16 protein-coding genes are annotated in these 11,853 nt (G+C 38.7%); 1 reads left to right on the forward strand and 15 read right to left on the reverse strand.

What is annotated here, in order from left to right; translation table 11 throughout:
• Positions 1 to 25 precede the first annotated feature (25 nt).
• Complete coding sequence (locus tag ACFX40_RS09120; protein WP_013058985.1) at positions 26 to 301, reverse strand: YlbG family protein; 276 nt, start codon at positions 299 to 301, stop codon at positions 26 to 28.
• A gap of 77 nt (positions 302 to 378) precedes the next feature.
• Between ACFX40_RS09120 and ACFX40_RS09125 the strand changes: the two genes are divergently transcribed.
• On the forward strand, positions 379 to 693 hold the full coding sequence (locus ACFX40_RS09125) for a hypothetical protein (protein ID WP_377254808.1): 315 nt from the start codon (positions 379 to 381) through the stop codon (positions 691 to 693).
• Positions 694 to 698: 5 nt separating this feature from the next.
• On the opposite strand, the gene ACFX40_RS09130 is transcribed toward ACFX40_RS09125, so the two are convergent.
• The 14 genes from ACFX40_RS09130 to hisC form a co-directional block, all read right to left on the reverse strand.
• Positions 699 to 1,145 (reverse strand): YlbF/YmcA family competence regulator, encoded by a 447-nt coding sequence (locus tag ACFX40_RS09130; protein ID WP_028410752.1) that lies wholly within the window; start codon positions 1,143 to 1,145, stop codon positions 699 to 701.
• Positions 1,146 to 1,245: 100 nt separating this feature from the next.
• Positions 1,246 to 1,632: a carbohydrate-binding protein gene (locus tag ACFX40_RS09135; RefSeq protein ID WP_028410751.1), complete on the reverse strand. Its 387-nt coding sequence runs from the start codon at positions 1,630 to 1,632 to the stop codon at positions 1,246 to 1,248.
• A gap of 99 nt (positions 1,633 to 1,731) precedes the next feature.
• On the reverse strand, positions 1,732 to 1,968 hold the full coding sequence (locus tag ACFX40_RS09140; RefSeq protein WP_013058988.1) for a YlbE-like family protein: 237 nt from the start codon (positions 1,966 to 1,968) through the stop codon (positions 1,732 to 1,734).
• A gap of 5 nt (positions 1,969 to 1,973) precedes the next feature.
• Positions 1,974 to 2,384, reverse strand: a complete 411-nt coding sequence (ylbD, locus tag ACFX40_RS09145) for a YlbD family protein (protein ID WP_098249251.1) — start codon at positions 2,382 to 2,384, stop codon at positions 1,974 to 1,976.
• Positions 2,385 to 2,466: 82 nt separating this feature from the next.
• On the reverse strand, positions 2,467 to 3,054 hold the full coding sequence (lhaT, locus tag ACFX40_RS09150; protein ID WP_050689693.1) for a lipoprotein heptaprenylglyceryl N-acetyltransferase LhaT: 588 nt from the start codon (positions 3,052 to 3,054) through the stop codon (positions 2,467 to 2,469).
• 135 nt (positions 3,055 to 3,189) lie between these two features.
• Positions 3,190 to 3,957, reverse strand: coding sequence for a menaquinol-cytochrome c reductase cytochrome b/c subunit (locus ACFX40_RS09155; protein ID WP_013058991.1), 768 nt, complete (start codon positions 3,955 to 3,957; stop codon positions 3,190 to 3,192).
• Between the two features lie 110 nt (positions 3,958 to 4,067).
• Entirely contained in the window at positions 4,068 to 4,742 is a 675-nt protein-coding gene (qcrB, locus tag ACFX40_RS09160; RefSeq protein WP_013058992.1) for a menaquinol-cytochrome c reductase cytochrome b subunit, read from the reverse strand.
• 3 nt (positions 4,743 to 4,745) lie between these two features.
• Positions 4,746 to 5,246 carry a QcrA and Rieske domain-containing protein gene (locus tag ACFX40_RS09165; RefSeq protein ID WP_013058993.1) on the reverse strand — a complete coding sequence of 167 codons (501 nt, stop codon included), beginning with the start codon at positions 5,244 to 5,246 and terminating at the stop codon, positions 4,746 to 4,748.
• Positions 5,247 to 5,450: 204 nt separating this feature from the next.
• On the reverse strand, positions 5,451 to 5,909 hold the full coding sequence (locus tag ACFX40_RS09170; protein ID WP_225049502.1) for a YpiF family protein: 459 nt from the start codon (positions 5,907 to 5,909) through the stop codon (positions 5,451 to 5,453).
• Between the two features lie 117 nt (positions 5,910 to 6,026).
• A complete protein-coding gene (locus ACFX40_RS09175; RefSeq protein WP_013058996.1) occupies positions 6,027 to 6,572 on the reverse strand; it encodes a ReoY family proteolytic degradation factor in 546 nt (181 codons plus the stop codon).
• Positions 6,573 to 6,669: 97 nt separating this feature from the next.
• Positions 6,670 to 7,932, reverse strand: a complete 1,263-nt coding sequence (locus ACFX40_RS09180) for a tetratricopeptide repeat protein (RefSeq protein WP_285850282.1) — start codon at positions 7,930 to 7,932, stop codon at positions 6,670 to 6,672.
• 332 nt (positions 7,933 to 8,264) lie between these two features.
• On the reverse strand, positions 8,265 to 9,554 hold the full coding sequence (gene aroA, locus ACFX40_RS09185) for a 3-phosphoshikimate 1-carboxyvinyltransferase (protein WP_377254811.1): 1,290 nt from the start codon (positions 9,552 to 9,554) through the stop codon (positions 8,265 to 8,267).
• A 21-nt stretch (positions 9,555 to 9,575) separates the two neighbouring features.
• Positions 9,576 to 10,676 (reverse strand): prephenate dehydrogenase, encoded by a 1,101-nt coding sequence (locus tag ACFX40_RS09190; RefSeq protein ID WP_028410746.1) that lies wholly within the window; start codon positions 10,674 to 10,676, stop codon positions 9,576 to 9,578.
• Between the two features lie 72 nt (positions 10,677 to 10,748).
• Positions 10,749 to 11,852 (reverse strand): histidinol-phosphate transaminase, encoded by a 1,104-nt coding sequence (gene hisC, locus ACFX40_RS09195; protein WP_025750397.1) that lies wholly within the window; start codon positions 11,850 to 11,852, stop codon positions 10,749 to 10,751.
• Position 11,853: the final 1 nt, after the last annotated feature.

Here is an 11,853-nt window from a genome sequence, read left to right on the forward strand (position 1 = left end):
AATGTACATCACATTCCTTTTTTGTTTAAATTCCTATCTTATAGTCATATTCCTTCGCCTTATCCGGCTTTGAATTTTCGAATTCTGTTTTTAAAAACGGCCGATAAGAAGGATCTACTTTCTTCACAAAAGGTAGAGACTGAAGTTTATGGATTGTTTTTTCAATGCCATCTTGGTTGCAATATAAGACAACATACTTTAATTCTTTAGATACGTAATGTACATTTCCGTACTTTCGCAATGCTTTTGCTTGCTTAACAGAATGCACATACGCCACAATTCCTTGACGTTCAACAAACATATTTAGTTCCCCTTTTGCATACGTTATATTGGTTTTCTTTATCATAAATTCTTTTATATGAAGTAGGTGCTTTATGTATGAATTTAGATGATATCTGGATGCTCATTCTTACTCATTTTAACGAGCAGAGAGCTATTGAACAAGTCATTTTCAAAAAAATCACAAATATACCCTTTTTGTATATAAACACATCAATTGAGCGTAGAAAAATAGATGAGCTTCTAGAAGCTTCATCTATTTTTGCTACATCCAATACAAATGCTACGTGGCGCTCAACTTTTGTCAGAAGTCAGCATCTTACTTATGTTTATCAGCACAGGTTTTACGTTCCACAGCGTAAAATGGCCTGCTGCGGAAATTCCTGTGCTGATTGCGTTCGATTTATACAGTGAACGGCTTATGCGCTGCACCCACAGCTTCCACCAGATCCGCAGCCACCGCCGCAGCTGCTTCCCGTATCAAAAAACGGATTTCCCGTCGGTACTTTCACGTGCTCTGAAACAGCTTGACCAAGGATAACGCTAATTTCATCAAGCAGCTTTTGTAATTCATTTTCTGCTTTTTTGAACGCAGCGATTGTCGCGTGTAAATCAACTTGACGCTTTACATCACGTACTTGTCTCGTAATGGTTTTATAATCAGGATGATATTTTCCAAATCGCTGAACATCCTCATACTGTTCCTTTATTTTCACAAATTCAGCAATTAATGCCTGTGCATGTGAATCTTTATTTAATCTATATAAACATTGACGATAGTTCTCGGCTACGTCTGATTGTAACACCATGTTCGCTACGTGATCAGACTCATCGAGTAATTCAACAGTTCTCATTGTTGTCAGCATGGCTGTGCACCTCCGTTTTTATCTTATCACGTTTTGGATCTAAAGAAAAAGAACTTGCTAAAACAGCTTACACTGATTTACTACAAGTTCTACTTTTTAACTATATAATTTCAACCGTAAAGGTATTCCTCACTTGATAACTTTCTTCTTTAGATTTCATCAGTTCAATCGTAACAGTATGAGATCCTTTTGGAAGATCACTTAAAACAAAGGCTGCTTGCTTCATTTCTTTAAATGGTTTTCCATCTACTGTGATTTGAAGGAATCCACTCTCTGTTGAAAATGAAAACCCGCTTAGAATACATTCGACGTATACGTTTTGTCCTTTCACATGCTGGTGTACCATCAGTGAAGGTTTTGTATTCATTGCACCAAACGTTTCAGCTGCACGCGGTTGAGAGGGAATTTTAGTTTCAGGTTTTGGTTTATCATGGTTGCATCCTAGCAGAGAAACTACACATAAGGCCGTCGTTAATAGTAAGCGCATAATACCATTCCTTTATCATTCGTTTCTCCATAGTGTTTACAAACTCTTTGTTTTTACTCATGACATGCAAAAATCTCTGCATCGCTATGTATGCAGAGATCATTGATTTTTCATGGACTGAAACATATGAAACATCATGTTTGCCATTTGAATCGAATTCGAAAACTTTTCGACTTTATGAGGAATCGTTTGTTTGTAGTAGTGCTTGGATTCTAATTCAAATTTCTCGAGTTCTTCAGGATTTCTAGATAAACGCCGGTACCACATTGGCTGTTCACGAACGAAGTCGTTGAGTTTAGGACGAGACTGCATATACTCGTATATATCTTTTCTCATTGCGTTTAATCTTTCCTAAAGCCAAATGGATTCCCTGGCCCGGAAGCTGCTCCTCCACCGGATGGCTTAGATGGCTGAAATTGCTGCAGTACTTGTTGAATATTCGAAATAGCTGAATTTACATTTGTGATATGATTTTGCATTTGATTCAAGTCCATGTTTTTCAGCGAGGATACAATTGTACCCATAATATCTTTTTTCTCCTCTGTTGCAGCAGCTGGTTCAGTCTTTGCACTTTCTTCTGAACGATATGCCTCCCACATTGGATCTTCTGCACCGAATAAATACCAATCTTCATAAAGCTCTTTCCACGTTTTTTGCTGCTTTCGAACCTGTTCTACTAATTTGGGATGTGATTTTACAAATTGTTTAAATTCCACAACGGACGGATGAAGCTCTCGTTTGGTTTCCTTCACAGTCACTCACCTCATACTTAAATATAGCCTACTATATCTTAGAAAAAGAGAGCTCGTTTCGTGCGCCTATTTCAAAAATTTTTTATAGCTGTTTTTTTGAAGAAGCACGAACTGTGAACCAGTATGTAATGAAAATAGATAAAATGCTTAGCCAAAATGTAAAATAACCAATTTCAGACATATACGCATTGAGCATGCTGTATCTTGGCATCATAGAAAAAACATAATCAATGATATCATTATGTACGGCCCATACAGCGGCAACAGCTATATGCCATAATTTAATCCGGTAAAACGGTACGTATAAAAGCCCTTGAAAAGCCATTGCTGCATGAGAAGCCATTAACATAAGCATCATCCAATCAATGTATCCTGTTAACACATAGACCAATACATTCATTACGACGGCCCAAATCCCGTATTTAAACAGCGTGATCATTGCTAAAGCTTCAAACAATGAAAAATGCTTTCCAAGTAAAAGACCGATAAGTACAATAACAAAAAACAAGCTTGCCGTTGGACTATCAGGCACAAATAATAAAAACTTCTTAGGTGTTTCCGCTAATTGGCTTCCATACCAAATATACCCGTAGATTGTTCCTAGTATATTCACGATCAGCAGAAGCGTTAAAAAACGCTTATCTTTTAAGGTATACCATAACCAAGCCATTTAGAAAGTCTCCTTTACATTTAATCTCTTCTTTATTATGTACAGTTTTTGAACAATAGCAAGCACCTATCTCATTGATATAAACCACAGCATTAAATAAATTCAAAAAAAAACCAGCCCTTTGGCTGATTTTCACTATTCTTTCCCTAAGTTGCCGACAAATTCCGAGAGCGTTTTCAATTCTTTATCTGAACCTTTGAAAACACCTTTTGGCATATTGCCTTTACCATTTTTTGCGATATTGGCGATTTCTTCAGGAGATAAATCAATGCCTGTTAAAGCCGGAGCCGCAGGGCCTCCCTGTAAGTTATCACCATGACAGGTCAAGCACGTTTGTTCTTGCATGATTTTGTAGCCTTCTGAATTTTTGTCAATCGCTACTTCTTCTCTAATTTTCCCTTGCTCTTCACGCGCTTTCCAATCCACCTGTGTCGCTGACTGCCACGTTAGGAAAAAGACTGCTGCTATAGCCAAAAGCATGAATCCTGTTGCAAACGGCCTCTTAGCTGGTCTTCTTTCTGGCCCTCGATCAATGAACGGAGCAAGCATTAATGCGCCAAATGCAATCCCTGGAATAATAAATGCACCTATAATATTATATGGACCAGAAGCAAATGAATATTTAAGCAATTGATATAGGAACAAAAAGTACCAGTCAGGAAGAGGCAAGTACCCCGTATCAGTCGGATCGGCAATACGTTCAAGAGGAGATGGATGAGCGATGGTTAAACATAGATAACCGATTAAAAAAACTGCCCCTACCATCCATTCTTTTAGTAAAAAGTTTGGCCAGAATGCTTCTGTTTTCCCTGGAAATTCAGAGTAATCTTTTGGAATATTGGGTTTTCGTTCTGCAGGAACACGTGAATCTCCAACAAACTTCATCCCTTTACCACGATGCATGTTCTCCCTCCTTTTTCTCACTGTTCTAGTGAAAGTACTAACAACGGAGTATGTGCTTGATGCATATGATGACTAGTGTGATTGACTAATTGAATAAAGCGTATAAAATTTTATAGTGGTCCTGAAATTCCTTGTTTACGAATCATTAAGAAGTGGGCACCCATTAAGCCAAGTAGAGCTCCGGGTAAAAAGAATACGTGAATGGCGAAAAAGCGAGTTAGTGTTTGAGCACCAACGATGTCTGGATGTCCTGAGAGTAATGTCTTCACTTGCTGGCCTATAATTGGTGTGGATTCGGCAATTTGCAAACCTACTTTCGTTGCAAATAGCGCTTTCATATCCCACGGCAACAAATAACCTGTAAAACCTAAACCTAACATAACAAAGAAAATTAACACACCCACAATCCAGTTTAACTCGCGGGGTTTTTTGTATGCTCCTTGGAAGAAAACACGAAGTGTATGTAAAAACATCATGACGATAACCAAACTTGCTCCCCAGTGATGCATACCTCGAACAATTTGTCCGAAAGCGACTTCATTTTGCAGATAATAAACGGATTCCCATGCATTTTTTATATCTGGTACATAATACATGGTTAAAAACATGCCTGATAAAATTTGAATAACGGTAACAAAAAACGTTAATCCACCAAAACAATACACAAATGCTGAAAAGTGATGTGCAGGATTTACGTGCTCTGGCACTTCATGATCGGCCACATCTCGCCATAAAGGAGTAATATCTAGCCGTTCATCCACCCAGTCATAGATTTTATTCAACATTTTCTATGCCCCTCCTTGTGGTTTGGCTTTTCCTAGATATAACGTACCGCCTTTTACTTTTTGAACGTATACATCTAACGGTCCCATCGGTGGTGTCCCCGGTACATTTTTACCGCTTTTTTCATACATTCCCCCATGACAAGGGCAGTAGAAACGGTGTGGATAGTTTTTGTCACCAGCCCAGTTAACCGTACAGCCTAAATGCTTACAAATTGGTGACAGCGCGACGATTTCACCTTTATCAGTTTTGTACACCCAAGCCGATCTTGGCTCTTCTGATTTATGCCACGCATCCACTTGCTTGATTTTAAAATCGACACGTTTCGGCTCTTTTGTAATGTCTTTAACCTGCGCTACAGCTACTAAATCCTGACCCGCTTCTTTTTCTAAAATTGGATCTACTGCAAAGCGCACCATTGGCATTAACATTCCAGCAGCCATGAATCCCCCTACACCAGTGAGCGTATAGTTTAAAAACTGTCGTCTTGATACCCGATCACCCATGCTTTTCCCCCCTTTAAAAAAGTTCAGTCCAGAGAATTTTGGACACATGATGGACCATTCTATTAAACTAGGACATAATCATGATATATTAATATTTCTGGAAGGTCAATACAATAAAAACCTAAAACATGGAAATAATCTTTATTTTTCTAAATTTTTTGTTATTATTTTGTGTGCGCTTCCATTACTTATTCTACAGTCTTTTTAAACACTCCATTTCTCTACAAAAATCGGTAAGAGCTGTTGAACTTGTTCATGGATGAGCGTATACTTATGCGACTCATCTATATGCTCAAGAGGTAAAGCAGGTATCCAAATGCAGTGCGCCCCTATTTCTTTTTCAAACTGCAGCCAGTCTCGGTCGCTAGTAAGCACAAAAAGATGTTTGACTTCATTGTCATTTATATGCTCATTCCAACGAAGTAATGTTTCATAAACAGCAGCTACTCCATCTTTTTTTAAGTATGTAAAACTAGGTGTTAAAATCACTCTTCCTTTAAATTGCCTTTCTAACTCTTCAGTAAGAGCAGTCGTATATTCACTCATAGATGCAGTAAGCTTTAAATCTTCTCCGAAATCAATCGGAATAAGTGGAACCAATACGGTATCAACATAACTTTTGGATTGTAGGTACACATCCATTTCCTTGGCCTGAAGCTTCAACTTCCTTCTCCTCTCAGCAAGCCCGCTAAAGCTTGTCTTATTTATTTTCCAAAATGAATAAGGAGATAAAAAAAGAGATTGACCTTTTTCTAAGAAGCTAGCCAATCCCTCGTTTATCTACTGTACATAATGGTTATTTAAATATTCGCTTAAGCGCTGAAATTCTTCTTTATCGTTTTCATCTAATGCTTTATCAATTAGTTCCATGATTTTTGATCGCTGAAACTTCTGAATAGATTCTTCCAATATTTGCTCAGCTAATACTCTGTCTTTTTCATTTGTTTGATTAGCTTTTGGCATATACGGATTGTCTTCCAGTACAGCCACATATTGAGGCGATGAATACAACGATCGGAAGTTTAATTGAATATAAATGTCTTCTTCTCGATTCAAACGAATATCATGAAATGATTTTTCTGCATCGGTTGTCATGATATTTTCTTTATAAAAACGAAATGGAGGGTCTTCCACACAGTGCGTAGACATCACCATCCCGCGAGGACAAAACTGTGCTTGCTCAACGAAGTGAACTCGTTTCATCAATTGATCATGGCTCATCAAATAATTTAAAATCCATACACATTCTCTTCGCTTCAGCTGATAATTCGTTAAAAACCAGCGAACAAATTCTTTTTTCTCGTTGACAGTAACAGGGGTCGTCATATTCTCACTTCCCTCCTCTGTGTTTAAACTCTCAGTTAAAACACCTTTTACAGTTATTTATTCCACACGGCAGCAATAAAATCCTCTGAACTATTATTTATTCTTCTAATTGAAATAATATGTCTTGAATTTCATCTACTGTTGGATCCATTGCTAATAAGGCTTGGAAAATCTCCTTCGCTTTCGAGCGCTGTCCTTCTTCTAATAAGAAGTAGCCATACTCTTCTAAAAACGCATACTCTTCTTTAAAAACAGTGTATGCAGATTCGTAGTATTTTAGCGCTTCTTCATAATTTTCTAATTCCTGGTGAGCTTTTGCTAAATCCCATTCAAAATGAGGGTCATGCTCATTATATTCTTTGGCGTGCTCGATATTCTCTACTACATCTTCATATCTCTCTTGACTCATATAAAGTTTAGAGAGAGTTAAAATGGCTTCAATATACCCTGGATCTAGTGCAATCGCTTGTTGAAATGCCGATTCAGCCTCTTCTTCTAGACCGCGCTTTAATGCTATCTTCCCTTTAAAAAAGTAAAGTTCTTTTTGAAATTCATCCTGCGCAATACCTTCGTTGACAGCCACCGCAGCCTCTTCTAGCATCTCTTCATGTTCATATGATTTTGCTAAATATAAATAAAGAGAATGGTACTCACGGTCTAGCTCTTTTAGTTCTGTGAACTTTTCAATAGCAGTCTGATAATGACCTGCTTGATACGCTGAAATCGCATATTCAAATAATGTGTTAATCTCAAGCTTATCTTTTAGCGCTTGATCAAAGTAAGGAAGAGCTTCTTCGAACTGGCCGATACCTGCTAAACTTTCAGCTAATCGCTGACGAAGATCCGTGCCGTTAAATTCTTTTTCTGTTTTTAGCAGCGTTTGATAAAAAGGAATCGCCTTTTGATAAATTCCTTGACTGCTGTAAAATTCACCGAGCCCAAAATCTATAACCGGCTCATTTGGAAGCATTTTTTTCGCTTCCATTAACTTTTGCTCACTTACTTCACTAAGGCCTTGCATTTGATATAAATCAGCTACAAGAAGCAGAGCTGGCACGTAGTTATCATCTTCGCTGCTAATTTGATTTAAAATATGAATTGCTTCTTCTTCTTCTTCTAAATCAATAAGCATTTCAGCTTTTAATAAATACAGCTCGCCTTCTTCTGGGTATTTAGCGATGAGCTCGTCTATTAAAGGCAGCGCATCATTTACTAGTCCCCACTCTTGAAGCTGTTCAGCCATTAAAAATTTTTCTTCGTCTGTAGCTTTATCTTTCAATTCATGAATAAGGGCAAGACCTTTTTCAATTTCATTGGATTCTACGTAACCTATCGCGCGGTCTAGTTCTTTCACACACAATTCTCCTTTATTATTACATTCACTTTTTATATACAAATAAAACGAATTAATTTTCTATTTTTTCCAAACCGAAGCAAGGACACATGCTTCTATACACCATGATAAAATAGTTTGAGCGTTTGTTCAACAAATCAATTTGAATACGCTTACATTTTTTAAGATAAAAACGAGATTGAGACATGACTACATCAATCAACAGCTAGAAGCACCTACATACATGAGACCTACGTTCACCCTAATAAAAATCCGAACGAGTTTGATTCTCTATCAAGAATATCAGTTCATCGTTCGGATTTCCCTTCAACCAAAATACGTTTGTCCCGGTCTTTTTCTTATTCGCTTAGTTTATCAAGATCTTCAAAGAAAGTAGGATAGGAGACGTGAATAGCTTCACTTCTCATTAGTGTTACCTCTCCCATTGCAATGGCTGCTGCGACCGCAAGCATCATTCCAATTCGATGATCTCCATAGCTGTCTACTTCACCGCTTTTTAGAGCAGTCTTGCCTTCAATGATGAGGCCATCAGCTGTTGGAGTAACAGAGGCACCGAGCTTGCTTAACTCCGTTGCAACCGTATCGATACGGTTCGTTTCTTTTACTTTTAATTCTTCGGCATCTTTAATAACTGTTTTCCCATTCGCCTGAGTCGCCAAAAGAGCAATCACTGGAATTTCATCAATTAAACGAGGAATTAAATCCCCCCCAATTTCAATCCCTTTCAACTGAGACGTTTCAATCGTCAAATCGCCAATAGGCTCTCCATTTTGAATACGTTCATTAGAAATTGTAAGACGTGCACCCATTTGCTGAAGCACATCAATAATACCTGTTCTTGTAGGATTGAGTCCGACGTTTTTCAAAACGATTCGGCTGTTTGGAACAATGGCTCCTGCAACAAGAAAGAACGCCGCTGAAGAAATGTCACCAGGTACGTATACATCCGTTCCGCGCAGAGATTGTCCTCCTTCAATGCTTACAGTCGTTCCATCTACCTCTACGTCTACTCCAAAGGCGCGAAGCATACGCTCTGTATGGTCACGTGATGTAAAAGGCTCGGTTACTTTTGTTGTGCCTTCTGCATGAAGTCCCGCTAGTAAAATCGCTGATTTTACTTGTGCACTTGCTACAGGAGAATGGTAATGAATTGCTTTTAAAGCTCCTCCTCGAGTCGATAAAGGCGTATATTGGCCGTGCTCACGCCCATCAATCTTTGCACCCATAGAGCGCAGGGGCACCGTAACGCGACTCATAGGACGCTTGGCAATCGACTCATCTCCAATTAGAGACGTATGAAATGGCACACCTGCGAGAATCCCAAGCATTAAACGAGTAGTCGTTCCTGAATTTCCTACATCTAGGATGGAAGCAGGTTCACTTAACCCTTCGATACCTTTACCTTCGACTTCGACATACTCGCCTTCTCTTTTAATCGATACGCCCATCTTTTCAAAACACGAAATCGTACTTAAGCAATCTTCCCCTGCTAAAAAATGATTAATCGTTGTTTTCCCTTCTGCCATCGCTCCGAACATCACAGCTCTGTGAGAAATCGATTTATCTCCAGGAATAGAAATTTCTCCTTGGAGGGATGAAAGATTCGTTTTTAATTGTTTTCCACTCATTTCATTCACGCCTTTCATACATTAAGAAATAAACGTCTGATATTGATGCTGATGGAGACACGCTCTTGCCCGCTTTCTATCTTCCTCTGTTTGAAAGCTCAAACGTAATACTCCGTATATGTCTTCTCGTGTTTCTAAAATTCGAATGTTTGTAATACTGATTTCATCTTCTGCTAAATAACCCGTTACTTCTGAAATAATCCCCGGATAGTCAGGAACATCCACATAGAGATCATAAAAGGATGGAATCGCTCCTTTTGTTCGTACAGGAAGCTGATCTCTAAATTGTTTTGCTTGTGAAAAATATGTATAGATATCGTTCGCGTCTTTTCGTTCGATCATATTTCGCACGTCGTTCATTTCTTCAAGCCAGTGGTCAAACATTGAAAGAAGCGCATCCTGGTTATGAAGCAAAATATCTCTCCACATCGCTGGACTGCTTGAAGCAATACGTGTAATATCACGAAACCCTCCAGCTGCAAGCTGCGAAACTAGCTGGTTGTCTTGTTGGTAATATTCTGCTTGATGAACAAGGCTTGCAGCAATAATATGAGGAAAATGGCTGATGACACCCGCTAATTTATCATGTTCTTTTGGTGACATCACAATAATTTTAGCTTTTGTACCACTTAGCAATTCCTTTAAACTGTCCAAAGCCTCCGAAGAAGTAGAAGATGAAGGTGTTAATACATACATGGCATTTTCAAACAAATGAGCTTTAGAAGCAGCTACTCCGCTTTTATGAGACCCAGCCATTGGGTGGCCGCCGATAAACTCAATGCCTTTAGCAATAAGAGCCTCCGCTGTCTTCACTACCTCTTCTTTTGTACTTCCTACGTCTGTGACGATAACAGACTGTTTGAGCGTAAAATGTTCTAACTGTTTTAGCACTTCCGCTGCTTGAGTAACCGGAATGGCAATAACAATATAATCCGCTTGCTCCGCGCCTTGTTGCAAAGAAGAAGCCGCTTGGTCAATTACACCTAGGGTTTTGGCAAGCTCCAGCTGCTCTTGATTAATGTCAAAACCTATTACATCAAGATGATGATGCGTCTTTTTTATATTAAGCGCCAGCGATCCTCCAATTAACCCCAAACCTATAACAAAAACATTTTCTGTCACTTTCCTTCACCTCATTGTGCATATGAAGATGAGAGTGTGAAATCACACTCTCATCTTTTACTATATTAGGTATTAAGCTTTCGCTGCTGCTTGATTAACAAACTGCTGAAGCAATTCAATAATTTGTTCATTTTGTTCTTTCGTTCCCACCGTAATACGAACGGAAGTTGGGAAGCCTAATGCATTCCCTGAACGAACGATAAATCCGCGCTGCAATAAAAATTGAAACACTTCATCGCCTTGACGGCCAAAATCAATTAGAACAAAGTTAGTGAAAGAAGGATAATAGTTTAAACCGTTCTTATCACAGAAAGCATAATATTGCTGCAAGCCTTCTTCATTTTTCTTTTTACACTCTTCAATGAACGCTTGGTCTTCAAGAGCAACGATTGCTGCTTTTTGAGCCATGCGGCTTGTATTAAAAGGTTCACGAGCCGGCTCAATTTTTTGTAGTAATGATTCGTTTGCAATACCGTAACCAATGCGCAAAGAAGCTAAGCCGTATGCTTTTGAAAATGTGCGAAGTACAATTAAGTTTTCGTATTCATTCAAAAACTCTACCGTATCCGGATAGTCGGCTTGATCTGCTGCATACTCAAAATAGGCTTCATCCATAACGATTAAGGTATGCTTAGGAACTTGTTTCATAAAAGAAATTAACTCATCGCCCTTCACATACGTTCCCGTTGGGTTATTAGGACTGCATACCCACACAATTGTCGTATTTTCATCAATTGCACGAAGCATAGCATCTAAATCATGATCTCCGCCGCGCAGCGGTACTTCACGAATTTCTGCACCTTCAATTACGGCATTGTGCTTATATTGAGGAAATGACGGCGTCGGCATGACAGTATTTGTATCAGCCGATAGCAAAGCTCGGCAAATAATTTGAATGACTTCATCAGACCCATTTCCAAAAATCAGCTGATCTTGCTCTACGCCTACGTGCTTTGCTACTGCTGCACGCAGTTCAGCTGCATAGCCGTCTGGATAAAGCGCCATATTTTCGATTTCTGCAGCAATCGCTTCTTTTACTAAAGCAGAACTGCCGTAAGGATTTTCATTAGAAGCTAATTTTACAACGCGATCTAAATTAAATTCACGCTTTACTTCTTCAATTGGCTTACCTGGTTTATATGGAGATAAAGTTAGTAATTGTTCTTTTACCTTCAAC

Source organism: Priestia sp. YIM B13552 (assembly GCF_042787775.1).
Classification (GTDB): Bacteria; Bacillota; Bacilli; order Bacillales; family Bacillaceae_H; genus Priestia; species Priestia megaterium_E.

Excerpts from the sequence above, each read along its gene's own strand:
- ACFX40_RS09120 (WP_013058985.1), bottom strand. The coding sequence starts at position 301 with ATGTTTGTTGAACGTCAAGGAATTGTGGCGTATGTGCATTCTGTTAAG.
- ACFX40_RS09125 (WP_377254808.1), top strand. The coding sequence starts at position 379 with ATGAATTTAGATGATATCTGGATGCTCATTCTTACTCATTTTAACGAG.
- ACFX40_RS09130 (WP_028410752.1), bottom strand. The coding sequence starts at position 1,145 with ATGCTGACAACAATGAGAACTGTTGAATTACTCGATGAGTCTGATCAC.
- ACFX40_RS09135 (WP_028410751.1), bottom strand. The coding sequence starts at position 1,632 with ATGCGCTTACTATTAACGACGGCCTTATGTGTAGTTTCTCTGCTAGGA.
- ACFX40_RS09140 (WP_013058988.1), bottom strand. The coding sequence starts at position 1,968 with ATGAGAAAAGATATATACGAGTATATGCAGTCTCGTCCTAAACTCAAC.
- lhaT (WP_050689693.1), bottom strand. The coding sequence starts at position 3,054 with ATGGCTTGGTTATGGTATACCTTAAAAGATAAGCGTTTTTTAACGCTT.
- ACFX40_RS09155 (WP_013058991.1), bottom strand. The coding sequence starts at position 3,957 with ATGCATCGTGGTAAAGGGATGAAGTTTGTTGGAGATTCACGTGTTCCT.
- qcrB (WP_013058992.1), bottom strand. The coding sequence starts at position 4,742 with ATGTTGAATAAAATCTATGACTGGGTGGATGAACGGCTAGATATTACT.
- ACFX40_RS09165 (WP_013058993.1), bottom strand. The coding sequence starts at position 5,246 with ATGGGTGATCGGGTATCAAGACGACAGTTTTTAAACTATACGCTCACT.
- ACFX40_RS09175 (WP_013058996.1), bottom strand. The coding sequence starts at position 6,572 with ATGACGACCCCTGTTACTGTCAACGAGAAAAAAGAATTTGTTCGCTGG.
- aroA (WP_377254811.1), bottom strand. The coding sequence starts at position 9,554 with ATGAGTGGAAAACAATTAAAAACGAATCTTTCATCCCTCCAAGGAGAA.